This is a genomic window from Haloferax profundi, assembly GCF_001469865.1.
GTDB classification, from domain to species: domain Archaea; phylum Halobacteriota; class Halobacteria; order Halobacteriales; family Haloferacaceae; genus Haloferax; species Haloferax profundi.
Genome location: NZ_LOPV01000297.1, coordinates 14,555 through 37,714 on the forward strand (window position 1 = coordinate 14,555; position 23,160 = coordinate 37,714).

The window sequence follows — 23,160 nt, forward strand, 5'->3', positions numbered from 1 at the left end:
TTTTGACAGCTCTTTTCACACCTGCGGCAACCGCCACTCGTATCTGAGCGCGAGCATCCGCACCGTGAACACGAGTGCGGCGCACAGTGCCGATGGAACACCAGTCGGTGCGCCGAGTGCGCGGGCGACGAGGAACGCGACACCGCCGACGACTGCCGGCGTCGCGTAGAAGTCGTCGCGGAGGACGACCGGAACCCGTCCGATGAGGATGTCGGCGATAGACCCGCCGCCGACGGCCGTGATGGTGGCGAGGATGACGATGCCGAACGGTGAGACGCCCGCTTGGACGCCGACGAGTGCACCCGTCGCGGCGAACGCCGAGAGGCCGATGGCGTCCGACGTCAAGAACGCCGGGTGGTCGCGGACCTGTCCGTGGAGCGAATGGATGAGGACGAGTGCGAGGCCCACGCCGACGAGTGCGACGCTCATCTCTCCGACGGCGGCCAACGACGCCGGCAGTCGGTCGACGAGCACGTCGCGGGTGGTCCCGCCGCCGAGGGCGGTGACCACGCCGAGGACCCCAACGCCAAAGATGTCGAGACCGGCGTCTGCGGCTTTGAGCGCGCCCGCGATGGCGAACGCCAGCAGTCCCACGACGTTCATCACCGCGAAGGGGTCGACGTCGGCGACGACCATCACGCGACCCGAATCCGGACTGTGTCGCCCGGTTCGAGGCCGAACGCCTCGTCGCCACGGCCGTGGTTCACGTCGCACTCGACGTTGCCGTGACTTCCGACCGTGACCAGTCGCTCACCCCGCGCGACTGCCTCGAACGTGTGGCCGACGGGCGTCGGTTCGCCGTTCACCTCGACGGCGTCGTGGCCGCGGACGATGCCGCCGGGCAAGTTCGTGATACAGTTGCCGAAGTCGTCGACGACGAGGACTTCACCGGTCGCACCCGCGCCGTCCTCGGAGATATCAGGGGTCGGGAATCGGAGGTCGGTGAGCGACTCGGTTGGGATTGCCTCGAATCGCTCGATGGTGTCGAGCGAACCCGGTCCGACCTCGTGTGCGTCCGCCGCGGCGGGGGCGAAGACATCGCGGCCGTGAAACGTCGTGGACGCGGGGTCGGAGACGCGAATCTCGTAGGCGTCTACCGCCGGTTCTCCATCGAGTTCGTCGGCGATGCGGCGTGCTGGGGGCCGGAGCACGCCGTTGTCGGGGCCGACGAGGACGTGGTCGCCGACGCGGACGACGACTGCCCGGCGGTCAGTTCCGACACCGGGGTCGACGACAACGAGGTGGACCGCAGGGGGGAAGTACGGAAGGGTCTCGCGCAGCCAGAATGCTGCTGCACGAACGTCCTGTCGCGGCAGGTCGTGTGCGACGTCGACGAGTCGGGCGTCGCTCCGCGAGAGGATGACGCCCTTCATCGCGGCGGGGTACGCCGACCCGAAGTCAGACGCGAGGGTAATCATCTCAACAGGGGTTCGAGTCGTCCTGGTCGTCGCTGCGCCCACGCTCCGAGCGGTCCGTGGCGGTGATACGCTGGATTCGCTCGATGCCGCCGATTTCGTGGACTACGTCGGCGACTTCGTCGGGGACGAGTGCTTCCCAGTCGCGGTCTTCTATCATCCGCTGGCGGACCTCGGTACCCTCCAGCACCTCGCGGTTGAACATGGGTGACTGTCGGACCTCGACGCCCGCCTCTTTGAACAGTTGGATGACGAGTGGGTTGTTCGAGTAGGCGACTTCGAACGCCGGCGACATCGACTGGACGTGGCTGACCCAGACGGAGTTCCGGTCCAGGTCTTCGATGGGAACCGCGTACGTCGTGATGTCGAAGTTCGAGACGGCCTTGTTGACCATCATGATTCGCTCGCCTGCCGTAAACGGGTTCCGCGGCGAGTGTGAGTCGCCGGCGGACCCGATACCGAGGACGAGTTCGTCGACCTCGGAGGCAATCTCTTCGACCATTCTGTGGTGGCCGTTGTGGTACGGTTGGAAACGGCCGATGTAGAACCCCCGCATCGCTCGGGCGTTAGGTCGGACTACTTATAAATACGCCGAGTCGACGTAATTCCGGTATTCTGGTGGTAGGAGCGTCGAAACCCAACGATACGGCAAGGTACGCACGATGCAACCGGGGAGAAAGTATATCAGGCGCAGGGCCCACATTAGAAGTAGCGACGACAGTTCTATGAGTAACGATACGAATACCGACGACAGCCTCCCGGAGCAGGAGGACTCGCCCGCCGAGACCCCGTTCGACGGGGATATCGACGACGGGTCGGGTCTCCAGCGCGAGGAGGCCGAAGAGGTCGATAAGAAGACTATCGACGACCTCGGGAGCGACGTCGAAATCGAGGCCGACGTGGCCGACGACGTGGACGAAGACGACCTGCTCGGTGGTCTCCAGATAGAGTCCTCCGAAGAGATCACTGTCCCAGACCGACTCGTCGACCAGGTCATCGGACAGGAACACGCCCGCGACGTCATCATGAAGGCGGCCAAACAGCGCCGCCACGTCATGATGATTGGCTCCCCGGGGACGGGGAAGTCGATGCTCGCGAAGGCGATGTCTGAACTCCTTCCCCGTGAAGAGTTACAGGACGTTCTCGTCTACCACAACCCCGACGACGGCAACGCCCCGAAGGTCCGCACTGTCCCCGCGGGCAAGGGTGACCAGATTGTCGAGGCCCACAAAGAAGAGGCACGCAAGCGCAACCAGATGCGCTCGTTCCTCATGTGGATCATCATCGCAGTCGTGCTGGGCTACTCCCTCATCATCGCCCAGCAGGTCCTCCTGGGTATCCTCGCTGCGGGTATCATCTATCTTGCATTCCGCTATGGTTCCCGCGGCAGCGACGCGATGGTCCCGAACCTCATCGTGAACAACGCCGACCAGAAGGCCGCGCCGTTCCAGGACGCGACCGGTGCCCACGCGGGTGCCCTGCTCGGTGACGTCCGTCACGACCCCTTCCAGTCCGGTGGGATGGAGACGCCGAGCCACGACCGTGTGGAACCCGGTGCCATCCACAAGGCAAACAAGGGCGTCCTGTTCATCGACGAGATCAACACGCTCGACGTGCGCAGCCAGCAGCACCTGATGACGGCGATTCAGGAAGGCGAGTTCGGCATCACCGGCCAGTCCGAGCGTTCCTCGGGTGCGATGGTCCAGACCGAACCCGTCCCGACTGACTTCATCATGATTGCGGCGGGTAACCTCGACGCGATGGAGAACATGCACCCCGCACTCCGGTCCCGTATCAAAGGGTACGGGTACGAGGTGTACATGGACGACACCATCGAGGACTCCCCCGAGATGCGCCGCAAGTACGCACGCTTCGTGGCGCAGGAAGTCTCGAACGACGGCCGTCTCCCGCACTTCACCGAAGAGGCAATCGAGGAGGTCATCCTCGAAGCCCGTCGGCGTGCCGGCCGCAAGGGTCACCTGACCCTCGAATTCCGTAACCTCGGTGGGCTGGTCCGCGTCGCAGGCGACATCGCCCGCGGCGAGAACGCGGAGTACACCACCCGCGACCACGTGCTGCAAGCCAAGCGCCGTGCGCGCTCCATCGAGCAGCAGATTGCCGACCAGTACATCCAGCGCCGCAAGGACTACGAACTCTCGGTCAACGACGGGTTCGTCACCGGCCGTGTCAACGGCCTCGCCGTCATGGGCGAGGACTCCGGTATCATGCTCCCCGTGATGGCAGAAGTCACGCCATCGCAAGGACCGGGTCGCGTCATCGCGACCGGCCAACTCAAGGAGATGGCCGAAGAGTCCGTCCAGAACGTGTCCGCCATCATCAAGAAGTTCTCCAACCAGGACCTCTCCGAGATGGACGTGCACGTGCAGTTCGTCCAGACCGGCCAGCAAGGTGTCGACGGCGACTCCGCGTCCATCACGGTCGCGACCGCCGTCATCTCCGCGCTGGAAGACATCCCCATCGACCAGTCGGTCGCCATGACCGGTTCGCTGTCGGTGCGCGGTGACGTGCTTCCCGTCGGCGGTGTCACCCACAAGATCGAAGCCGCCGCGAAGGCTGGCTGTGACACGGTCATCATCCCTGCTGCCAACGAGCAGGACGTGATGATCGAAGACGAGTACAAGGAGATGATCGACATCATCCCCGTCTCGCACATCAGCGAGGTTCTCGAAGTCGCCCTCGAAGGCGAACCCGAGAAGGATTCGCTCGTCGACCGCCTCAAGAGCATCACTGGCTCGGCCCTCAACAAGGGCAAGGGCGTCGGGCCCTCGAGCCCCAGCCCGCAGTAACGCGGGATGACCGACTGGGCGGCGTTTACGGGCTTCACTGGCCTCGTTCTCGTCGTCCTTCTCTCTTTCGCATACGTCTCACGAGGCGTTCCTCACGGAGACGGTGCGTCGGTTTCTTTCGACGACAACCCCGACCGAGAGACGTCGCTGGACGGGTCTCGGAACGATGTCGAACTCGACGGCGACGAATTAGTCTCGGCAGCGACCACCGAGAACGTCGTCGACGGGGTGTCGTCCACACCGATAGTCCCGACACCCGACTCGGCGGCCGTCTCTTCGGACCTCCCGACGCACCTTCTCATCGCCAACGTCGCCGTCTCACAGGCGCTGTTGGGCGCGTTCTTGGCACTCGGTGCGTGGTACGCTGAAATCCCGTCAGCAGCCCTCGGCATCTCTGCCGGCGACGTTCCGACGAAACTCGGTGTTGGACTCGCCCTCGGACTCGGCCTGTACGCGGCGAATCGCGTCGGGTCGTCGCTCAGTCGGCAGTTCGGCTTCACTCCCGACGAGGCGCTTCGGGAGTCGCTCACGCCAGAGTCACGGGCAGGGTGGGTGTTGCTGCTCTTCGTCGCTCTGCCACTCATCGCTGGGTTCGAAGAACTGCTGTTCCGTGGGGCACTCGTCGGTGCCGTCGCCGTCGGGTTCGACGTGTCGCCGTGGCTGATGGCGGCCGTGTCGTCGGCGGCGTTCGGGGCCGGACACAGTGCACAGGGCCGACTCGGTATCGTCGTCACTGGCCTCCTCGGATTCGTCCTCGCAGCGGCGTTCGTCCTCACACAAAGCCTCCTCGTGGTCGTCGTCGCTCACTATCTGGTGAACGCGCTGGAGTTCGTGGGGAACGAACTCTTCGGCTGGTAGTCATCGACTGAACTCTCTCGGCCCCTCCGCGGGGATGCGTTCAAGTGTGCAGGCCACACGTATCCAGTATGGACATCGACACGAGGGTGCTGACGCAGGCGGGACTCATCGGCTATCTCGTCCTCGTCGTCGCATCGCTACTCACGGGGAACCCGACACTGCAGTTCGCGGCAGACGCCGCCTTCGGTGTCGTCGCTATCCTCCTCGGCATCGTCACGCTCCAGATTCCGGTGAGCGGACAGCTAAAGTACATCGCCGGTGGCGGGTTCCTGCTCGCCGGCATCGCGCAGTTCGTCGAACTCGCGACGGGGCTCCAATCGATTGCCTTCGCGAGTACGTTGTTCCTCCTCGCTGGCCTACTCGGCTATCTCGCACTTCGGCGGCAGACCGACGCGGCACCGTTCTAAGTCTATCTTTCGCTCTCTGAGAAGACGTGTGTGAGGGGCAGTGAGACGCTCTCGATTTAGAGTCCCTCTGCGCGGCGGAGGGCCTCGGCAACGTCGTCGGGTGCGGCACTCGGGCCGTCTCGAATGCGGTGGTCGGGGATGACGACGGGAATCGGATTCGCCGCGAGTGCCCGCCGAGCCGTCTCTTTCGACTCGTCGTCTTCGGGGTCTAATCCGGCCATCCGAACGAGCAGTCCGAGGTCGACCGTCTCGCCTCGGGGGACGTTTCGGACTGCTTCGAGCACGCGTCGCTGGTCCGTAGGGACGGTGAGACCGATTGGAATCCCGGAAAGGTCCACCTCCACCCCGTCTATCGCGTCGAGAACTGCATCCAGATGTGCGTTGTCGTGTTCGGCATCGTCTGGGATTTCGTCCGGGAACGAGACGCTGATGAGTTTCCCGCTGACGACGCCCACCTGTACCACTCGGTTGAGCGTCGACGATTCGCGAGCGTAGATTCCAGAGACGTCCATGTATTCGGGTGTTCACGCCGGACGCTTGACCCTTCCGGCGAGTCCTCGGTCTGTCGGCCCGCAGTCTGCTGGTTTCCCTGTCCCGCGGGCGCGTACGCGAGAGAAGGTGAGTGTCCCCGCCGACGCAAGCCTTATGTACAGATGAGTTCGTTAGTGTACATCAATGAACGCTAGCGGAGACGAATTAGCTCCCGAAGTGCGTGCCATCTTAGACGCCGCACAGGAGCGACCGGGCGGCGACACGCGCGTCTCGGTCGATGCGCGGTCGTTCCCTGACGCCGTCGAGGAGACGGTGGCCGACGGTCGAATCCCGGTCATCGCCGAAGTGAAACCGACCAGTCCGACGACCGAGGGTGTCCGCGACGACGACCCGGTCGAACTGGCCCGCGAGATGGTCGCCGGCGGGGCGACAGCGCTGTCGGTTCTCACCGAACCCGAACACTTCGGGGGAACGACCGACTCGCTTCGCCGTATTCGCGACGCGGTGGACGTTCCCGTCCTCCGGAAGGACTTCGTCGTGCGCGAGGAACAACTCGACGCGGTCGAATCTGACCTCGTGCTTCTCATCGCTCGGTTCGTTGGTGACGACCTCTCAGACCTCGTCGAAGCGGCCCGCGAACGCGGGTTCCAACCCCTCGTCGAAGTCCACACCCGCGACGAACTCGTCGCGGCCCTCGCGGCGGGTGCGGACATCGTCGGAATCAACAACCGTGACCTCGGCAAACTCGACGTCGACCTCGGCACGTTCGAAGAACTCGCACCCGAAGTCCCCGACGACGTGCTCCTCGTCGCAGAGAGCGGCGTGAAGACCACAGACGACGTTCGGCGGATGCGCGAGGCCGGTGCCGATGCCCTCCTCGTCGGGACGGCCATCATGGACGGCGACGTGCGACAGAACACACACGCTCTTTCCACACCAACATGAGTACAGACGGAAAATTCGGCGACTACGGCGGACAGTACGTTCCCGAGGCCCTGATGCCGGCCATCGAGGAACTCGAAGACGCGTACGAACGATACGTCCTGGGGAACGAAGACGGGTTCATGGACGAGTTCCGCACGCGACTCCGGGAGTTCGGCGGGCGACCCACGCCGCTCCAACGTGCGGACCGTCTCTCGGAGCGATACGACCGCGAGGTGTACCTCAAGCGCGAGGACCTCGTCCACGGCGGGGCCCACAAACTCAACAACGCTCTCGGGCAGGTCTTGCTCGCGAAGTACATGGGGAAAGACCGCATCATCGCCGAGACGGGTGCCGGCCAACACGGGACGGCGACGGCGATGGCGTGCGCGCACCTCGACGTGCCCTGTGAAATCTACATGGGCGAACGCGACATCAACCGCCAACGCCCCAACGTCTTCCGGATGAAACTCAACGGTTCCGAAGTCAACCCCGTGACCGTCGGCCGTGGGACACTCAAAGAGGCCATCTCGGAGACGATGCGCGACTGGGCGACGAACGTCGAAGACACCCACTACGTCATCGGGTCCGTCGTCGGCCCCCACCCGTTCCCGAGTATGGTTCGCGACTTCCAGTCGGTCATCTCCGAGGAAGCGCGGACCCAGGCCCGCGAGAAGATGGGTCGACTCCCCGACTCGGTCCTCGCGTGCGCCGGCGGCGGGTCGAACACGATGGGTGCGTTCGCCGAGTTCGTCGACGACGACGAGACGGCACTCTACGCCGTCGAGGCGGGCGGGTCGACGCTCGACGTCGACGAAGAAGCGGGTGTTGCCCCCAACTCCGCCTCCCTCACTACCGGGAGCGAGGGCATCCTCCACGGCGCTCGAACCACCATCTTACAGGACCACGACGGCCAGATTATGGAGTCGCACTCTATCTCCTCTGGCCTCGACTACGCCGGCGTCGGCCCGGAACTCGCCTACCTCGTCGATACCGGCCGTGTCACTGCGGTCAACGTCGGTGACGACGACGCCTTGACTGCGTTCCACCGCCTCTCACAGATGGAAGGAATCATCCCCGCGCTGGAGACGGCACACGCATTCGGCTACCTCGAACGCGTGGCAGGCCCAGACGCGACAGGTGAACACGACGGCCTCGGTGAGTTCGTCGTGGTCAACGTCTCCGGGCGCGGGGACAAGGACCTCGAATCAGCTATCGAAGAGACGTACGAGCGCGATATCGACATCGCGCCGAACATGGACGAATTCACGGGGGGCCTGTGATGTCGCTCGAAGACGCCTTTGCCGACGGCCCCGCGTTCATCCCGTACCTCGCTGCCGGCGACCCGGACTACGAGTCGTCGCTCGAATACGTCGAAGCACTCGAACGCGGCGGTGCGGACATCATCGAACTCGGCCTCCCCTTCTCCGAACCCATCGCGGAGGGACCGACCATCCAGAACGCCGTCGTTCGGTCACTCGAAGGCGGCATGACGCCGACGCGGTTCTTCGAGTTCGTCGAAGACCTCGACGTGTCGGTGCCGCTGGTCTGTATGACCTACTACAACCTCATCTATCGGTACGGGGAGAGCGAGGCGCAAGGCACCTCAGATGCGAGTAGTGCGGAGCGAAGCTCCGCAGACTGTCGAGCGGCAGAGCCGCGAGACGACGGTGAAGCCGCGAGCAAAGGCCCCCGCCCCTTCGTCGAGAAGGCGGCCTCCGTGGGAATCGAAGGACTCGTCGTCCCCGACCTGCCCGCCGAGGAGTCCGGCCCTCTGCGTGAGGCGTGTGACGAGTTCGGCCTCGACCTCGTGTTCATCGTCGCGCCGACGACGCGCGGGGAACGCCTCGAACGCATGATGGAACAAGTCTCCGGATACGTCTACGTGCAGGCCCGCCTCGGCACGACGGGCGCGCAGACGGACGTGTCCGACCAGACCGGTGCGTCCCTCGACCGGTTGGCGGGATACGACGTACCCAAGGCCGTCGGGTTCGGAATCAGCAGCGGTGAACACGCCGAGCGAATCGTCCGAAGCGGTGCCGACGGCATCATCGTCGGAAGTGCCCTCGTGGACATCGTGGCGCAGGGTCACGAACGAGGAACAGACCCCGAAGCCGTCGCAGACCGCCTCGAATCGCTCGCCCGCGAACTCAAAGACGGTGCAGTGGCGGGAACCTCGCAACGCCCACCGCATCCGGAACGCACATAACTACTCTGCCACCCTTTCTCATACATGAACACTGACGTTGGAATTTCGGCACGACTCGAACGCATCTCCACAGGCGGACGATACCTCATCGTCCCGATGGACCACGGCATCACACTCGGCCCGGTCAAAGGCCTCGTGGACATCGAATCGACGATAGACAGCATCACACGCGGCGGCGCGGACGCCGTCCTCACACACAAGGGGACAGCACCCCGCGTACACCCAAACAAGAACGGGAAAGGATACATCGTGCACGTCAATGGCTCGACGGTCATCGGCCCGGACGAAGAAGACAAACGCCTCACCGGCACCGTCGAAGACGCCCTCCGCGTCGGTGCCGACGCCGTCTCGTTCCACATCAACGTCGGGTCGGAGTACGAACCCGACCAGATGACGCAACTCGCAAACCTCTGTTCTCGCGCCGCTGACTTCGGTGTCCCCGTCCTCGCCATGGCCTACGCCCGTGGCCCCGGTATCGACGAGAAGGATCCCGAAGCCCTCGCCCACGCCGTCCGACTCGCCGAGGAAGTCGGTGCAGATATCGTCAAGACGGCCTACAGCGGCGACCCAGAGTCCTTCAGTCGCGTCGTCGAGGCGACGCGCCTCCCAGTCGTCATCGCCGGCGGCAGTCGCGGCACCGACCGTGAGACTGTCGAGATGGTCCGCGGAACGATGGACGCCGGCGCCGCGGGTGTCTCGATGGGCCGGTCCATCTTCCAGCACGACGACCCCGAAGCAATCACGCGCGCCGTGAGCGCCGTCATCCACGACGACGCCGACGTCGAGACGGCCCTCGAACGCGCTGGTCTCGGTATCGAAGCCTAACCTCTCTTTTCGACTCTCAGGGACGGGTCACGATTTCGCGGACGCGGACCGTTTCGAGCGGACGCCACACATAGATAGGTCGGCCACGAAAGACGACCGATGCACGTCACGATGTGGGGATTCGACGTGGACCTCGACGAGCGACTGGTCGAGGGAGCACCAGACGACCTACGGGCGCAACTCGCGGAGTACGAACTCGGTGAGCGACAGACGTTCGACGCCGAGGTCCAGATTCCAGACTCGTTCACCGGCAAAGTCATGAAGGCGATGCTGGCGATTCCCTACGGAGAGACGCGCACCTACGGCGATATTGCGGCCGAACTCGACAGTCACCCAGTGGCGGTTGGACAAGCGTGTGGTCGAAATCCCGTTCCACTGGTCGTCCCGTGTCATCGCGTGGTCGGGGCAGACTCACTCGGTGGGTTCTCTGCTGCTGGCGGCGTCGATTTGAAGCAGGCACTGCTCACTCACGAGTCGGCAGACGACCCAGAGCAAACGGGACTCGACGCCTTCTACTGAACTACGACTCGATTGGTGTCTCGCTGTAGAGCCAGGATTTTCCCAGTATTTGCGCCGGTAGCACGGCCACTGTCGTCTCGGTCATCGAAGACTCGATGAATTTCTTCGCCGAGCCAATTTAATATCGCATTATTTGGTTTATCACTAGCTCGGGACGTTTCGACAATCTCGGGTGGATTGCGTTCTACCTGCCCAATACGGGAGAATAGCCGTTCATCTCGCGGAACGCTCGTGTCGTCGAAGGTCTGGTTCTTTCTCGGTTCGGCAGGATGTGTTTCAGAGTAGTCGAAACACTTGGTACTCCCACGCAACCTCGTGGTGGGCGTCGAGGGGGCCGATGTCGCCATTGCCCCTTGGAGTTCCCCCTCTCGATTGTCGGGTCTCAGCACACAACCGTGGTGTCCTGCGAGGTCAGCATCAAAACGGGTGACGGTGGGCGAGGATTCTTCAGTTCTGACCGACTCACCGAACATACTCGGCTAACTCTTGTTCCTCTCGGTGTGCGGAGGGGAAGGTACACTCGTAGTTGCGCTCCGAAATCAGAGTTCGGTGTCGAACCACCCCGTCACTCGCGTGACCTCGAGCGTTCGATGTGGAGTCGGGCAGGTTCTCTAGCGACTTCTTCCAACAGCGAGATTCACCGTTTATGCAGGTGCCTCTTCCCGGCGTCTACCCCCGGGGTCGAGCGTCGAAGGGCGCGATTCTCTGAGCAGAGGGAAACTGACACTCACGCAGACCTCGGTTTGCGCGACGACGACCTGTTGTAGCACTCTGTGGTGTCTCGGTCCGTCGCCCATTTTTCAGGTAGGTGTCGCCGCAATAACACGGTGACCGCTAGGGGCGGTCCACTCAATCGATATACTGTGCCCCGCTGCTTCCGAGTCTGGACTACCTGACCTGTGGATTTCACGTGTCCAAACCCCCGAAATGCGATGGAACCTGGCACGTAACCGAAGGCCGACACCGACTCCCGATGCTGTGGGCCGCCGAATCGGCTGTTTGTGTCCCATATCGACGCTATAAATGATATGGCGCTATACGAAATTGCACCGTCGCCGGAACTGTCGAGTGCACCCGAAACGCCGTGCTGTCGGTTGATTCATCCGCCACGTTCAAGCCTGCCCACCGAGTTTGGTCGATAATGACACGAAGCGTCTGGCTCAAAGCCGACGATACGGTCGGCGACTGGGAGACGCGGAAGCGACGCATCACGGCAGGCCTCGAAGCGGGCGTCGATTGGGTCCTCGTCGACCAAGACGACGTCGAGAAGGTTCGCGAACTCGGTGACGTCAAGGTCGCTGCGTTCCGAACGGACGCGGACGTCCACGTGATGGAAGCAGAAGAAGACGACGAACCCGAACCGTCCGCCGACGCCTACATCGTCGGGAAGGATGGCGAGGGCGACGGCACCGTCGAGCTTCCGTCTGACTTCTCTGGGTCTGCAGACCTGACGACGCTCCGCCGCGGCGACGACCGAACCAATGGGTCGTACGTCCGCATCCTGAGCAAAGACTACGAAGCGTTCGCCGAAGAGGCCGCTCACGACGGTGACTACACCATCGTCGTCGGCGAAGACTGGACTATCATCCCGCTGGAGAACCTCATCGCGCGCATCGGCGACGAGACGGACCTTATCGCCGGCGTGACGAGCGCCGACGAGGCGCAAGCCGCCTTCGAGACGCTCGAAATCGGTGCCGACGGCGTCCTCCTCGACAGCGACAACCCCGACGAAATCCGCCGAACCTGCGAGGTTCGTGACGAGGCCGAACGCGAGCGACTCGATTTGGTCTGGGCAGAAGTCCAAGAAGTCGAGCGCACGGGCATGGCAGACCGCGTCTGCGTCGATACCGGGTCGCTCATGGAACACGACGAGGGCATGCTCGTCGGGTCGATGTCACGTGGTCTCTTCTTCGTCCACGCGGAGACGGCCGAATCACCGTACGTCGCTTCCCGCCCGTTCCGCGTCAACGCCGGTGCGGTCCACGCCTACGCTCGGACGCCGGACGGCGGCACGACGTATCTCTCCGAACTCGAGAGTGGTGACGAGGTCCAAATCGTCGACCAGAACGGCCACACTCGCGAGGCAATCGTCGGACGCGTGAAGATAGAAAAACGGCCGATGTTCCGCATCACCGCCGACTACGAGGGTGACCGAATCACGACGCTCCTCCAGAACGCCGAGACCATCAAGGTCCACACGCGAGACGGTCGGACTGCGGTCACGGACCTCGAAGCGGGCGACGAACTACTCATCTACTACGAAGATACGGCGCGACACTTCGGCGAAGCAGTCGAAGAGAGTATCATCGAGAAGTAGCGCCCGCCGGCGGGTTCGAACACCTGCAGTCGGTCATTCTTCGACGTAGTGCCACTCGAGTTCGGTCGCACACCACGGACAGAAGTCGAGACTCTGGTCGAGTTCGCCCCCACAGACCGGACAGGTCGGCTTGCCGTCTTTGGTCTGGCCGGGGATTCGCATCCCGACGCGATACGCGTCCAGCGCACTCAAGAACAACAGCGCCACGACGGGCACCGTCACCTCTGTCGGGAGCGAATCGACAGACGCCGTCGCTGGGTCCGAAAACGTCGAGACCAACACGAGACCCGCGCCGAGGACGAACGTGAACCACGCGATTGCGCGTCGCCACTCCCGGAGGTAGACGTGCCCAGCGCCAGCGATTCCGAGAGATGCGCCTAGTACGCCAACGAGGGCGGCGACGACGGCGCGGCGACGAGCGTCTGGCATCGTGCGTTGGGCTCAACGTCTGTACATTTAAACGTCCGGATTGCTGGACAGGTCGGCCACGAGCGACCGAAGTGTCTGAACGTCGTACTGTCCCGGTGCGGTGGCGTCGGCAGGGTCGACGGGCGCGTACCCAATCTTCGACCCGTAGACTGGTGCGACTGCGCGGGTGTGTCTCCCTGCTTCGCCCATCGCCATGGTCGCCACCGTATCACCCCACTCGGTCGCCGCCCGAGTCACGTCGAGGAGGCGAAGCGCGTCGGCGTTCGAGTGTGCGGTGACGGCGAGTTTTCCAACGTCGCCGAGCGTCGCCGCCTCGTGGAGAAGGTCGGTGAGTTCGGTCCGGGCGGGCGTCCGGTCGAAGTCGTGGACGGATGCGACGACTGTCGCCCCCGCTGCCCGTGCTCTGGCGGCGGCATCAGCGCCGACGTCTGCACGGAGACAGGCGAGCTCGATATCGACGGCCGCGACGGCGTCGAACTCGGTGGCGGCGACGAGGGTGTCGAGGCGGTCGACGTCGGCGGTGTCGGCTTCACCGCCTTCCCACTCGGCACGGTTCGTCGCCAGAATCGGCAGGTCTCCGTCGTACTCGTCGAGCGCGTCGAGTGGGTCGTCTGCGAGGTCCATCCGGAATTCGACGGCGTCCGCGACACCTCGGGCCGCCGGTTCGTCGGCCAAGTCTGCGGTACTCGCCGCGAGGACGAACGAGTCGAACGACAGGTCCATACTCTCTGCTCTGTCGGCCGATACTAAAGGGGTGTCCGTGTCCGCAATCGACTCGTCGTGAGGCGGTCGGGTCGTTCTGTTAGCAGTCAGTCCGTGGCCTGTCCGTCTTCGGAGACGGCGTCCGGCGTCGAATTCACCGGGGTCGACTCCACGTCGGTCTCTGTGGGTGCGTCGAGTGGGTCGTGCTCGACAGTGAACACACGGTCCTCGTCGGACTGTGACTTCGTGACCGACGAGACAGTGTACAGTCGAATCTCGCGTTCCTGTTTCGTGACGACGGGAAAGTCGTAGTGTTCGGCGTCGTACGCCGGCCGGTCGTCTCTGTCGGCGACGAACGCCCGGTGTGCGTCGAGTCGGCGCTCGACTTCCTCTCGCGAGCGCGCTTCGATATCCTCGATTCGGTCTTCGAACGCCCGAATCAGGTCGGCGTCGAGGTCGTAGCCGACCGAGTTACGCCCCGCGAGCATGGCCGCCAGCGTCGTCGTCCCCGTCCCAGTGAAGGGGTCGAAGACGGTGTCACCGTAGACGGAGTACATCCGAATCAAGCGCAGTGGGAGTTCGACCGGGAAGGCCGCCGAGCGCTCTCGCGCGCCAGAGTCGAGGTGTTGGTCCGTCCCGGTGAAATCCCAGAGGTCGGAGAACCAGCGGTTTCGTTCCTCCCAGAAGAAGGCGCTCTCGTAGCGCATCTCGTCACCCGGCGGAAACGACCGGGAGTCTCCCTTTCGCACGATGAGGACGTACTCGTGTTCGAGCGTGACGTAGGCGTTTGGCGGGAGCGTCCCCGACCCCATGAACTTCGTCAGTCGATTCGTCGGTTTTCGCCAGATGGCGTCGGGGAGCGGAACGAGTCCGCGTTCGGCAAGCGCCGTGAGGATTCGTGCGTGGTTGGGGTACTGTCGAAACGACCCGTCGAGACTCCGCGTCGCGTCGCCGACGTTCACACACGCGATACCGCCCGGCGCGAGGACGCGTTCGACTTCGTCCCACACCGCGTCTAGTTGCTCGTGCATCGACTCGAAGGCGGCGTCGCCGTCGCCCGCCGTGAGGGCACGGGCTACGCCCTCGTCACGTGCCGAAAAGAGGTCGTCCCACATCTCTATCATGGGATACGGCGGCGAGGTGACGACGAGGTCCACGCTCCCGTCGGCGAGTCCACTGTCAGCGGCGTCGCCCACGCAGAGGGCGTGTTCCGTGCGCATCGTAGAGTGGTGTTCACCCGACGACAAAATGTTTCCCCCACCGACCAGTTCGCCTGCCGCGCGCAGAGTGAGCCATCACCCGGCGCTGTCGCTGGGGGTCGAATAACCGAAACGTACAGCAGTCGTCTCCACGCGCCGTCGGGAGCGTCGTCGATTCAGACGAGTCCGAGGTTCTCCTCTGCTTCGAGGAGTTCGTGGTAGCGGTTGCGGATGGTGACTTCAGAGATGTCTGCGACGTCGCTGACGGCGGCTTGCGTCGTCTTCTCGTTGGTGAGGAGTGCAGCAGCGTAGACGGCGGCGGCGGCGAGGCCGACCGGCGACTTGCCTGAGTGGACGCCCTTTTCCTTCGCGTTCTTCAGGAGTTTGCGCGCGCGCATCTTCGACTCGTCCGAGAGGCCGAGTTCGCTGGCGAACCGGGGGACGTACTGCTCGGGGTCTGCGGGCTTGACTTCGAGCGAGAGTTCGCGCGCGATGTAGCGGTACGTGCGGGCGACTTCGCTCTTCTCGACGCGAGAGACTTCTGCAATCTCGTCGAGAGAGCGGGGGACGCCGGCCATGCGGGCGGCGGCGTAGGTACAAGAGGTAGCGACGCCCTCGATGGAGCGACCGGGGAGCAGGTCGTCGTCGAGTGCGCGGCGGTAGATGACCGAGGCCGTCTCGCGGACGTTCTCGGGGAGGCCGAGCGCCGAGGCCATGCGGTCGATTTCGCCGAGTGCCTGCTTCAGGTTGCGCTCTTTGGAGTCGCGGGTGCGGAAGCGCTCGTTCCACTTGCGGAGACGCTGCATCTTCTGGCGCTGGCGAGCACCGAGGGAGTTCCCGTACGCGTCGCGGTCACGCCAGTCGATGTTGGTCGACAGACCCTTGTCGTGCATCGTGTTGGTCGTCGGGGCACCGACGCGGGACTTCTCGTCCTTCTCACGGGCGTCGAACGCGCGCCACTCTGGGCCGCGGTCGACGGAGTCGGCGGTGACGACGAGGCCACAGTCGTTACAGACGGTCTCACCGTGTTCGTCGTCGGTGACGACGTGACCGCCGCACTCGGGACACTGCAGGGAGTCTCCTTTCGTGGTCTCGGATTCGGATTCGGTCTCCTGTCGGCCGTTTCGCTGGTTGTCTTCTCGCTGCTTTGCGCCGGGGTTTCGGGTCCAGATTCGTTCGCTCATGTATACGACGGCGGGTGCTCCGGGAAGGGGTGGGTAGAGGCGGCTAGAACCCGGATGCTGTCCGTAACACTCACGACCGCAGACGACTGCATAAATGGTTTGGTATCGTCCGCAGATTTGGCTAATTTTGCATGTGAGCGCCCCGCACACGGGCCAATAGACTTCTCCTCCGAACTCCAGTCTGCTCCCGAACGAAGCGACGCGATACATATTTTTCACGCAGGTACGTCGTGACGTGTACCCATGGCCGACTCGCCCCGCGTCGTCTCACTCGCCCCGAGTTCGACGGCAACTCTCGTCGCCGCTGGACTCGACTCTCACGTCGTGGCGACGACCGTCCACTCGCCACTGGACCGCCCCGCAGTCGGCGGCTGGTTGAACCCCGACTTCGACCGAATCAACGCACTCGACGCAGACGTCCTCTGTACCTGTGACGACCTCCAGCAGGACGTCGCTGACGAGGCGCGCGAGCGCGGATTCGACGTGTGTCACGTCGCGCCGACGACGCTCAGCGAGGTGTTCGAGACGTTCCCTACAATCTGTGCCGTCGCCGGCGACGCGGACGCGGGAACTGCACTCGCCGACGACTGCCGGTCCCACCTCGACGCAGTTAGGGCGGCAGTCGCGGACGCATCTCGTCCGACAGTCTACTGCGAAGAGTGGACCGACCCGCCGATGGCGGCCGGAAACTGGGTCCCCGACGTTGTCCGGGTGGCGGGTGGGTCGTATCCGTTCGTCGACGCCGGCGAACGGTCGCGTGAAATCTCCGCCGACGCCGTCGTCGCCGCCGACCCAGACCACGTCGTCCTCCACCCGTGCGGGAAGGGTGAGCGCGGTGACCCCGAAGCGTTCGAGGCTCGACAGTGGGACGTCGACGCCGACGTTCACGCCGTCGACGACTCGCTTCTCAACCAACCGAGTCCCGCACTGATGGACGGTATCGACCGCCTCGCACGGTGTTTCCACTCGGACGTTGCCCTCCCCGACCCATGGTCCTCCTCGCAGACGGAATCCGATGGAAGGATATGACCGCACGCGTCCTCTGACGACATGGACATCGCGGTTGGAAGCGGCAACCCAGTGAAGCGGCGTGCAGTCGAACGGGCCGTCCCCCACGCCAGCGTGGCGGCAGTGGCCGTCGAGTCGGGCGTCTCGGAGCAACCGGTCGGGCACGACGAGACTATCGCCGGCGCGGTCACTCGCGCGCGCCGGGCGTTCGACTCGGGAGACTACGACCTCGGCGTCGGTATCGAAGGTGGCGTCGCCGCCGTCCCGTCGAGTGACGACTCGGAAGACGAACTCTACCTCATCATGTGGGCCGCCGTGACCGACGGCGAGCGAGTGGGCCGGGGTGCTGGCCCGACGTTCCCGCTTCCCGACCGCATCGCCGACAGAATTCGCGCTGGCGAGGAACTCGGTCCGGTGATGGACGAGGTTCTCGGAACCGACGACATCGCGAAGAACGAGGGTGCCGCAGGTGCGTTCTCCGAGGGTCGAATCACTCGAACGGACGCGCTCGAATCGGCGGTGACGGCCGCACTCTCGCCGATTCGGAGCGACCTGTACAGGCCCCAGTAACGACGGACAGCGGCTATTCTGACTCGACGAACTCGCGTTCGCGTACGTCGGCGCTCTCTTCGACTGCCGTCGTCAGCGAGACGTTGAGCGAGAGCATCGACACGACGCCGCCGACGAGCGTGACGGCGTTCTTCACGGCGTGGTCGAGGACTGCCGCCGCGAGCGCAGTCGCCGGTGCGACCGGTGCGAGTGCGGCCATGAACACGGTGAAGGCGATTTCGTAGAGGCCGACGCCGCCCGGCGAGAGCGGGAGCACCTTGGCGAGGTTCCCAACACTCACGGCGAAGAAGGAGACGCCGACGAGGACGACGGGGTCGATGTCGACGCCGAGAGCGTAGAGGACGACGATAGCTGTCACCACGTCGATAGTCCAGACGGCGAGACTCGACAGTCCGACGAGGCTGAACGCGGTGCGGTTGCCGGCGACGGCCTGGAGGTCGGAGACGAACTGCTCGATGATGTCGACGACGTACTCCACGTACGAGTCCGACGAGAATCGCCCGACGAACGCGCGGACGAAGTTTCGGTCGGCGCGGGCAGAGAGTGCGATACCGATGACGCCCGCGATGGCGACGAGGCCGACGCCGGTTGCGACGTAGGCGACGGTTCGCACGTCGTCTGCAGAGACGTCGACGGACCCACCGCTCACACCAGTCGCGAGGACGTTCGCGATGTCGGCGAGGCCGCCAGTCGCGGCGAGGCCGACGAGGACGGCCCCTGCGAGGCCGGCAATCGTGAGCAGGTCGAAGACGCGCTCGACGGCGAGAGAGGCGAAGCCTGACGGATACGGGATACCACGTCGTGCCTTCACCACGTACGCACGCACGGCGTCGCCCGCGCGAGCGGGGAACACGAGGTTCCCTGTCTGACTGATGAAGATAGCGCCGGTGAGGAACCCCGCCTTCTCGTGGTAGCCGAGTTCGCGGAGGATGTCGCGGTAGCGAACGCCCCGAAGTGGCCACGAGAGGACGTAGATACCTGCTGCCGCCGCGACGAGTGCGGGATTCGCCTCTCCGAGGACGGACAGGACCTCAGAGGGGTCGATGTAGAGCGTCATCAGTGCCACGGCGACGAGCGTGAGGAGTAACCCGGCGGCGATAGTCACCCGCTGGGTGATGCGCGGGCGGACCGAGAGTTGCCACCACGTGCGCATAATCTGGCTCCCCATCCCGAGGATGTCGCGAACTAGGTCGACTTTCGTGTCACCCTTTGGCTCCCAATCGACTGGGAACTCGGCGACGCGGAGGCCGGCGCGTTGCGCGCGGACGAGCATCTCGGTGTCCCAGAACCAGTGGTTGTCCTCGACGTCGTCGCGGAGCGTCACGAACGCGGTTCTGCTGAACGCCTTGAAGCCACACTGGTGGTCACGGAGGTCCGACCGAAGGAAGAACCGGACGAGGCCGTTGTAAACTTGACTCGGGAACCCGCGTTTGGCCGGGCGTTTGGCGACGTGTTCTGGCATCCAGCGCGACCCGGTTGCGACGTCGTACTCGCCCGAACGGACACGTTCGACCAACTCTTCGAGGTGTCGCATATCCGTCGCGAGGTCCGTGTCGAAGTAGACGAGTGTCTCGCCGTGGGCGGCGTCGAACGCGCGTTCGAGTGCGCCGCCGCGGCCGAGTCGTTCGTCGCTGTGATAGTGGCGAATCCGCTCGTCTTCGGACGCCATCCGGGTGGCGATTTCAGGAGTCCGGTCGTCGCACCCGTCTTCGGCGACGATGACCTCGAAGGCGTCGTTCGGGAGGAACGATTCGAGCGTCTCCACTGTCACGGTGACCGTGTTCTCGATGGTCCGCTCTTCGTTGTAGGCGGGGAGGACGACGCTCACTTCGACGCCGGTCGAGGGGGCGGTGACCGAGCGTCGGTCTGTCGGGCGACCCATTGTGGTGGTATGGCCGCTTTCCGCGTATGAATTTTCTGTCTCGCGTCGTTGAGTGTCTGTTCGCGGGACGCGTTCGACCGTCCCTTAATCGGGAGTGTTCGACTTACGTGGCTGTTAGCTAACCGTACCTGCGACGGGTCGGACGCCTCTGCCGAAGCGCTGTTTCATCGACAAAATCGACAGACGACGGCGTGTTAACCTCGCGTACCAAACCCCTGATAGGCATCTCACTACTTTGTGGATGTATGAGCACGACCGCCACCACGACCGCAGTCGAGGGGGACGTCCTCGACACCGGCAGTTCCCTCTCCGAGAAACAACGTCGCATCCTCGAGTACCTCCGCCGCAACGCGGACTCACAGATGTACTTCAAATCCCGCCTCATCGCCGAAGACCTCGACCTCTCGGCGAAGGAAGTCGGCGCGAACATGCGCCCGATTCTCGACGGCGAGTTCGACGTGACCGTCGAGAAGTGGGGGTACTCGTCGGGCACGACGTGGAAAGTTACAGTCTGAGACCCCGCTGACGACACACGACCCTCACGCGCCCCCGGAACGCCGTGTCTCCCCCCGCGCGTTCCCCCTGGCATTCACCTCCTTTTCAGAGCACGACTTCGTGAGTAGCGTCGCTCGCTCTCAGTGTTCTCTGTACGGGGGAGCGAAATAATCGGAGAATCGAGGTAGTCTCTCACCGCCCGACCGCTTCAGGGGTCGAACCGAATCAACCCGGCGGCGTCGTCGGCGAACGATGCCGCGTCGGCACCGAAGGAGTCGGCGTAGCGAATCAAGAGTGTGATGACCGTCTCGGGTTCGCGAACGGCATAGCCATCTTCACGAGACAGCAGTCCGACTGCGTCGAGTTCCTTCGCGTAGGTACTCACCGTCGCTCGGGAGACGCCGAGTTTGTCTGCGAGTTTGCTCCCGGTGGTGTCTGGGTCGCGAAGGAGGTGGACGAGCATCCCACGCGGTGTGTCTCGGCGGAGGTAACCCAGTGCGGTCTGTTCGAACTCGGAGAATCGCCCGGCGGGGAAGAACCGCTTGTAGTCACCGTCACGACGGACTTCCAGCGTGCCAGCGTCGACGAGGGTTCGGAGGTGGTACTGTGTCTCACCAGTACCCAACTTCAACTCGTCGCGTACCTTCGAGAAGTGCGCACCCGGCGTGGAGGCGACGTACCCGACAATCGCGTCACGTGCGTCGCTCGACCCCGACTCGTCGTCGTCGCGTTTCCCGAGTCCCACGAGCGGTGTCGCGGCACCGAGTGCAGCGAACCGACGAAGGGTCGCACGCTTGTCGTCGTCTATCCGGCGATTCGACATCTACCTCCACATACGAGATGGCCCTAAGAAAAGCGCTTCGGGATGTTTGTGGTCTGATACCACGACTGTCATCGAATGCGACGGGTCGGCGCGGGGACTGCGCGAGTGTCGGCGTCGCCTATTCGAGGTCCTTCTCGAAGGTCATCTCTGACTCTTCGTCGGCGTCGGCGTCGTTCTGCTCCCCGTTGGACACTTCCGTGGCCGAGACAGTCTCGGATTCGTCAGACTCCGCGACGACTTCGTCGGAGGACTTGATAGGCTCTTCTTCCTCGTCTGCCTCGGCGATGACCTCGTCGGGCGATTTGATGTCGTTGACTTCGGCACCGGCCTTGATGGCCTCTGCTTCCTGTTCGAGTTGTTCGACGTCCATCTCGGCGGCCTGGTCGATTTGGCCGAGAATCTCCTCGATATCGTCCAGTCCGATGAGTTCGCGCGTCTCTTCGTCGAACGCCTGACTGGTGAGGCCCTCGGCGTCCTGTACGTCGGAACCCGTCAGTTGCTTGCCGTACCGGCCGAGCAGCGACGTGAGTTCCTGCGGGAGGACGAACGTCGTCGACTCGCCCTGTCCGATGCGTTCGAGCGTCTCCATGCCTTTGTCGATGATAGCACGCTCACCCATCGACTCGGCGGACTTCGCACGCAGAACGGTCGAGATGGCGTCACCCTGCGCTTCGAGAATCTGCGACTGCTTTTCACCTTGCGCGCGGATGATGTTCGACTGCTTTTCACCCTCTGCCTTCTCGACGGCGGAGCGACGCTCACCCTGCGCTTCGAGAATCATGGCACGGCGACGGCGCTCGGCGGAGGTCTGTTGCTCCATCGCCTGCTGCACGTCGGCGCTCGGGTTGACTTCGCGGACTTCGACGGATTCCACGCGGACACCCCACTCGTCGGTGGGTTCGTCCAGTTCCTTGCGGATTCGCGCGTTGATCTCCTGTCGCTTGTTGAGCGTGTCGTCGAGTTCCATGTCGCCGAGGACTGCACGGAGCGTCGTCTGCGCGAGGTTGGAGACGGCGCGCTTGTAGTCGTCGACTTCGAGGAACGCCTTCTTGGCGTCCATGACTTTGATGTAGACGACGGCGTCGGCGGTCACTGGCGAGTTGTCGCGGGTGATTGCCTCCTGCCGTGGCACGTCGAGCGTCTGCGTCCGCATGTCGAACGCGTAGGTCCGAGAGACGAACGGTGGGATGAAGTTGATACCCGGTTCGAGGAGTCGTCGGTACTCCCCGAAGACCGTGAGCGCCTTCTTCTCGTAGGCGTCCACGATCTCCACCATCTGGTACACCGTGACCACCGCGAGGACGAGCACGAGGAGGCCTGCGACGGCACCCCCGAGTTCGAGTCCCAGCTGGAGGGCAATAAGGTCCATAAGCCCGTCTAGGGTTGGCCGTATGATAAGTATTCGTGTACCATAGCAGTCACGTCTGACGGTTTTTCCAAGCCCGACGCGAGGGGTGCGACGTTCGAATCGGTGTTATGCCCGCTCTGCGTCTTCTGCTTCGCGCTCGCGTTCTGCCTGTTCTCGTCGGCGACGTGCCCGTTCTCTGGCGAGTTCGCGGTCGATTTCGTCCTCACCAGGTCCGATTCCTTCGACGGTGACGACGTTACCGCCGCCGGGGTCGACGACGACCACCTCGCTCCCGACTTCGAGGTCCCCGTGGACCGACCGGGCGGCGTAGTAGGGGTTGAACCCGCCTTCGTCGAGTTTTACCTCGCCGTCGGTCGGCGTGACGCGTTCTGTGACTCGACCAGTCTTTCCTTTCAGCGCCGACGAATCGCTCGTCTTCCCCTCTCCTTTGCCACCGTACAGGTCGAATTCGCGGTACCCGTACAGCGCGAGGGCACCGAATCCGAAGACGAGGACGCCGAGGACGAGCGGTGTCGCAAACGGGCCGATGAGGAGACCGATGAGACCCGCGGCGAGGAGGGCGACACCGAGGACCACGAAGTGCGCACCGGGTGCCATCGCTTCGGCCAGAGAGAGACCGAGTCCGGCGAGGACCAAGAGCAATGGAAGTGTCTCGGGTCCGATGAGGTCGAACTGCAACGGGAACGGCGGGTATGCCATAGAGACTCTAGGGTCGTCGTCCGATTAAGA

At 63.9% G+C, this 23,160-nt stretch carries 24 protein-coding genes; 12 read left to right on the top strand and 12 right to left on the bottom strand.

The genetic code is table 11. The annotated features are described in order from the left end of the window. Positions 1 to 15 precede the first annotated feature (15 nt). The 3 genes from AUR66_RS12465 to AUR66_RS12475 are packed head-to-tail and all read right to left on the bottom strand — an operon-like array spanning position 16 to position 1,971. Entirely contained in the window at positions 16 to 636 is a 621-nt protein-coding gene (locus tag AUR66_RS12465) for a trimeric intracellular cation channel family protein (RefSeq protein ID WP_058572683.1), read from the bottom strand. Next, the gene (locus AUR66_RS12470; RefSeq protein WP_058572684.1) at positions 636 to 1,418 is read right to left on the bottom strand and encodes an SAM hydrolase/SAM-dependent halogenase family protein; all 783 of its coding nucleotides are present in this window, start codon (positions 1,416 to 1,418) and stop codon (positions 636 to 638) included. The genes AUR66_RS12465 and AUR66_RS12470 overlap by 1 nt, the downstream gene beginning before the upstream one ends. 1 nt (position 1,419) lies before the next feature. Continuing rightward, entirely contained in the window at positions 1,420 to 1,971 is a 552-nt protein-coding gene (locus AUR66_RS12475; RefSeq protein ID WP_058572685.1) for a nicotinamide-nucleotide adenylyltransferase, read from the bottom strand. A 169-nt stretch (positions 1,972 to 2,140) separates the two neighbouring features. Between AUR66_RS12475 and lonB the strand changes: the two genes are divergently transcribed. The 3 genes from lonB (at position 2,141) to AUR66_RS12490 (ending at position 5,487) form a co-directional block, all read left to right on the top strand. After that, the gene (gene lonB / locus AUR66_RS12480) at positions 2,141 to 4,222 is read left to right on the top strand and encodes an ATP-dependent protease LonB (RefSeq protein ID WP_058572686.1); all 2,082 of its coding nucleotides are present in this window, start codon (positions 2,141 to 2,143) and stop codon (positions 4,220 to 4,222) included. Positions 4,223 to 4,228: 6 nt separating this feature from the next. After that, positions 4,229 to 5,080 (top strand): CPBP family intramembrane glutamic endopeptidase, encoded by an 852-nt coding sequence (locus tag AUR66_RS12485; RefSeq protein WP_058572687.1) that lies wholly within the window; start codon positions 4,229 to 4,231, stop codon positions 5,078 to 5,080. Positions 5,081 to 5,148: 68 nt separating this feature from the next. Then, the gene (locus AUR66_RS12490; RefSeq protein ID WP_058572688.1) at positions 5,149 to 5,487 is read left to right on the top strand and encodes a hypothetical protein; all 339 of its coding nucleotides are present in this window, start codon (positions 5,149 to 5,151) and stop codon (positions 5,485 to 5,487) included. Positions 5,488 to 5,543: 56 nt separating this feature from the next. Here AUR66_RS12490 and AUR66_RS12495 read toward each other — a convergent pair whose 3' ends face one another. Next, positions 5,544 to 5,999 (bottom strand): MGMT family protein, encoded by a 456-nt coding sequence (locus AUR66_RS12495; RefSeq protein WP_058572689.1) that lies wholly within the window; start codon positions 5,997 to 5,999, stop codon positions 5,544 to 5,546. 163 nt (positions 6,000 to 6,162) lie between these two features. Here AUR66_RS12495 and trpC point away from each other — a divergent pair, with 163 nt between their 5' ends. The 6 genes from trpC to AUR66_RS12525 all read left to right on the top strand — a co-directional run bounded on the left by trpC (position 6,163) and on the right by AUR66_RS12525 (position 12,770). Next, positions 6,163 to 6,924: an indole-3-glycerol phosphate synthase gene (trpC, locus tag AUR66_RS12500; RefSeq protein WP_058572690.1), complete on the top strand. Its 762-nt coding sequence runs from the start codon at positions 6,163 to 6,165 to the stop codon at positions 6,922 to 6,924. Next, complete coding sequence (trpB, locus tag AUR66_RS12505) at positions 6,921 to 8,183, top strand: tryptophan synthase subunit beta (protein ID WP_058572691.1); 1,263 nt, start codon at positions 6,921 to 6,923, stop codon at positions 8,181 to 8,183. Before trpC ends, trpB begins: the two co-directional genes overlap by 4 nt. Further along, positions 8,183 to 9,109 (top strand): tryptophan synthase subunit alpha, encoded by a 927-nt coding sequence (gene trpA, locus AUR66_RS12510; RefSeq protein ID WP_058572692.1) that lies wholly within the window; start codon positions 8,183 to 8,185, stop codon positions 9,107 to 9,109. Before trpB ends, trpA begins: the two co-directional genes overlap by 1 nt. A gap of 24 nt (positions 9,110 to 9,133) precedes the next feature. Next, positions 9,134 to 9,934, top strand: coding sequence for a 2-amino-3,7-dideoxy-D-threo-hept-6-ulosonate synthase (locus AUR66_RS12515; RefSeq protein ID WP_058572693.1), 801 nt, complete (start codon positions 9,134 to 9,136; stop codon positions 9,932 to 9,934). A gap of 99 nt (positions 9,935 to 10,033) precedes the next feature. Next, positions 10,034 to 10,453: a methylated-DNA--[protein]-cysteine S-methyltransferase gene (locus tag AUR66_RS12520; protein WP_058572694.1), complete on the top strand. Its 420-nt coding sequence runs from the start codon at positions 10,034 to 10,036 to the stop codon at positions 10,451 to 10,453. A 1,141-nt stretch (positions 10,454 to 11,594) separates the two neighbouring features. Continuing rightward, on the top strand, positions 11,595 to 12,770 hold the full coding sequence (locus AUR66_RS12525; RefSeq protein WP_058572695.1) for a 3-dehydroquinate synthase II: 1,176 nt from the start codon (positions 11,595 to 11,597) through the stop codon (positions 12,768 to 12,770). A gap of 33 nt (positions 12,771 to 12,803) precedes the next feature. On the opposite strand, the gene AUR66_RS12530 is transcribed toward AUR66_RS12525, so the two are convergent. The 4 genes from AUR66_RS12530 to AUR66_RS12545 form a co-directional block, all read right to left on the bottom strand. After that, a complete protein-coding gene (locus tag AUR66_RS12530) occupies positions 12,804 to 13,199 on the bottom strand; it encodes a DUF7575 domain-containing protein (RefSeq protein ID WP_058572696.1) in 396 nt (131 codons plus the stop codon). A 27-nt stretch (positions 13,200 to 13,226) separates the two neighbouring features. Further along, the gene (locus tag AUR66_RS12535) at positions 13,227 to 13,922 is read right to left on the bottom strand and encodes a type I 3-dehydroquinate dehydratase (protein WP_058572697.1); all 696 of its coding nucleotides are present in this window, start codon (positions 13,920 to 13,922) and stop codon (positions 13,227 to 13,229) included. Between the two features lie 86 nt (positions 13,923 to 14,008). Continuing rightward, a complete protein-coding gene (locus AUR66_RS12540) occupies positions 14,009 to 15,121 on the bottom strand; it encodes a DNA-methyltransferase (RefSeq protein ID WP_058572698.1) in 1,113 nt (370 codons plus the stop codon). 155 nt (positions 15,122 to 15,276) lie between these two features. Further along, positions 15,277 to 16,284 (bottom strand): transcription initiation factor IIB, encoded by a 1,008-nt coding sequence (locus AUR66_RS12545; protein ID WP_058572699.1) that lies wholly within the window; start codon positions 16,282 to 16,284, stop codon positions 15,277 to 15,279. Between the two features lie 243 nt (positions 16,285 to 16,527). Here AUR66_RS12545 and AUR66_RS12550 point away from each other — a divergent pair, with 243 nt between their 5' ends. Together AUR66_RS12550 and yjjX are read left to right on the top strand one after the other, a co-directional pair. Further along, the gene (locus AUR66_RS12550) at positions 16,528 to 17,313 is read left to right on the top strand and encodes a helical backbone metal receptor (RefSeq protein WP_058572700.1); all 786 of its coding nucleotides are present in this window, start codon (positions 16,528 to 16,530) and stop codon (positions 17,311 to 17,313) included. 21 nt (positions 17,314 to 17,334) lie between these two features. Then, a complete protein-coding gene (gene yjjX, locus AUR66_RS12555) occupies positions 17,335 to 17,862 on the top strand; it encodes an inosine/xanthosine triphosphatase (RefSeq protein WP_058572701.1) in 528 nt (175 codons plus the stop codon). A 13-nt stretch (positions 17,863 to 17,875) separates the two neighbouring features. Here the strand turns inward: yjjX and aglD are convergent, their stop codons facing one another. Then, positions 17,876 to 19,744, bottom strand: coding sequence for a flippase domain-containing glycosyltransferase AglD (aglD, locus tag AUR66_RS12560; RefSeq protein WP_058572702.1), 1,869 nt, complete (start codon positions 19,742 to 19,744; stop codon positions 17,876 to 17,878). A 245-nt stretch (positions 19,745 to 19,989) separates the two neighbouring features. On the opposite strand from aglD, the gene AUR66_RS12565 reads away from it, so the two are divergent. Next, a complete protein-coding gene (locus AUR66_RS12565; protein ID WP_058572703.1) occupies positions 19,990 to 20,259 on the top strand; it encodes a DUF7123 family protein in 270 nt (89 codons plus the stop codon). A gap of 188 nt (positions 20,260 to 20,447) precedes the next feature. Here AUR66_RS12565 and AUR66_RS12570 read toward each other — a convergent pair whose 3' ends face one another. The 3 genes from AUR66_RS12570 to AUR66_RS12580 all read right to left on the bottom strand — a co-directional run bounded on the left by AUR66_RS12570 (position 20,448) and on the right by AUR66_RS12580 (position 23,130). Continuing rightward, positions 20,448 to 21,062 carry a winged helix-turn-helix transcriptional regulator gene (locus AUR66_RS12570; RefSeq protein ID WP_058572704.1) on the bottom strand — a complete coding sequence of 205 codons (615 nt, stop codon included), beginning with the start codon at positions 21,060 to 21,062 and terminating at the stop codon, positions 20,448 to 20,450. A 118-nt stretch (positions 21,063 to 21,180) separates the two neighbouring features. Then, positions 21,181 to 22,431 carry an SPFH domain-containing protein gene (locus AUR66_RS12575; protein ID WP_058572705.1) on the bottom strand — a complete coding sequence of 417 codons (1,251 nt, stop codon included), beginning with the start codon at positions 22,429 to 22,431 and terminating at the stop codon, positions 21,181 to 21,183. A 105-nt stretch (positions 22,432 to 22,536) separates the two neighbouring features. Beyond that, positions 22,537 to 23,130: an NfeD family protein gene (locus AUR66_RS12580; protein ID WP_058572706.1), complete on the bottom strand. Its 594-nt coding sequence runs from the start codon at positions 23,128 to 23,130 to the stop codon at positions 22,537 to 22,539. Positions 23,131 to 23,160 lie beyond the last annotated feature (30 nt).

Bases quoted from the DNA above. Each gene is read 5' to 3' on its own strand.
- AUR66_RS12465 (WP_058572683.1), bottom strand. From the start codon at position 636: ATGGTCGTCGCCGACGTCGACCCCTTCGCGGTGATGAACGTCGTGGGA.
- AUR66_RS12470 (WP_058572684.1), bottom strand. From the start codon at position 1,418: ATGATTACCCTCGCGTCTGACTTCGGGTCGGCGTACCCCGCCGCGATG.
- AUR66_RS12475 (WP_058572685.1), bottom strand. From the start codon at position 1,971: ATGCGGGGGTTCTACATCGGCCGTTTCCAACCGTACCACAACGGCCAC.
- lonB (WP_058572686.1), top strand. From the start codon at position 2,141: ATGAGTAACGATACGAATACCGACGACAGCCTCCCGGAGCAGGAGGAC.
- AUR66_RS12485 (WP_058572687.1), top strand. From the start codon at position 4,229: ATGACCGACTGGGCGGCGTTTACGGGCTTCACTGGCCTCGTTCTCGTC.
- AUR66_RS12490 (WP_058572688.1), top strand. From the start codon at position 5,149: ATGGACATCGACACGAGGGTGCTGACGCAGGCGGGACTCATCGGCTAT.
- AUR66_RS12495 (WP_058572689.1), bottom strand. From the start codon at position 5,999: ATGGACGTCTCTGGAATCTACGCTCGCGAATCGTCGACGCTCAACCGA.
- trpC (WP_058572690.1), top strand. From the start codon at position 6,163: ATGAACGCTAGCGGAGACGAATTAGCTCCCGAAGTGCGTGCCATCTTA.
- trpB (WP_058572691.1), top strand. From the start codon at position 6,921: ATGAGTACAGACGGAAAATTCGGCGACTACGGCGGACAGTACGTTCCC.
- trpA (WP_058572692.1), top strand. From the start codon at position 8,183: ATGTCGCTCGAAGACGCCTTTGCCGACGGCCCCGCGTTCATCCCGTAC.
- AUR66_RS12515 (WP_058572693.1), top strand. From the start codon at position 9,134: ATGAACACTGACGTTGGAATTTCGGCACGACTCGAACGCATCTCCACA.
- AUR66_RS12520 (WP_058572694.1), top strand. From the start codon at position 10,034: ATGCACGTCACGATGTGGGGATTCGACGTGGACCTCGACGAGCGACTG.
- AUR66_RS12525 (WP_058572695.1), top strand. From the start codon at position 11,595: ATGACACGAAGCGTCTGGCTCAAAGCCGACGATACGGTCGGCGACTGG.
- AUR66_RS12530 (WP_058572696.1), bottom strand. From the start codon at position 13,199: ATGCCAGACGCTCGTCGCCGCGCCGTCGTCGCCGCCCTCGTTGGCGTA.
- AUR66_RS12535 (WP_058572697.1), bottom strand. From the start codon at position 13,922: ATGGACCTGTCGTTCGACTCGTTCGTCCTCGCGGCGAGTACCGCAGAC.
- AUR66_RS12540 (WP_058572698.1), bottom strand. From the start codon at position 15,121: ATGCGCACGGAACACGCCCTCTGCGTGGGCGACGCCGCTGACAGTGGA.
- AUR66_RS12545 (WP_058572699.1), bottom strand. From the start codon at position 16,284: ATGAGCGAACGAATCTGGACCCGAAACCCCGGCGCAAAGCAGCGAGAA.
- AUR66_RS12550 (WP_058572700.1), top strand. From the start codon at position 16,528: ATGGCCGACTCGCCCCGCGTCGTCTCACTCGCCCCGAGTTCGACGGCA.
- yjjX (WP_058572701.1), top strand. From the start codon at position 17,335: ATGGACATCGCGGTTGGAAGCGGCAACCCAGTGAAGCGGCGTGCAGTC.
- aglD (WP_058572702.1), bottom strand. From the start codon at position 19,744: ATGGGTCGCCCGACAGACCGACGCTCGGTCACCGCCCCCTCGACCGGC.
- AUR66_RS12565 (WP_058572703.1), top strand. From the start codon at position 19,990: ATGAGCACGACCGCCACCACGACCGCAGTCGAGGGGGACGTCCTCGAC.
- AUR66_RS12570 (WP_058572704.1), bottom strand. From the start codon at position 21,062: ATGTCGAATCGCCGGATAGACGACGACAAGCGTGCGACCCTTCGTCGG.
- AUR66_RS12575 (WP_058572705.1), bottom strand. From the start codon at position 22,431: ATGGACCTTATTGCCCTCCAGCTGGGACTCGAACTCGGGGGTGCCGTC.
- AUR66_RS12580 (WP_058572706.1), bottom strand. From the start codon at position 23,130: ATGGCATACCCGCCGTTCCCGTTGCAGTTCGACCTCATCGGACCCGAG.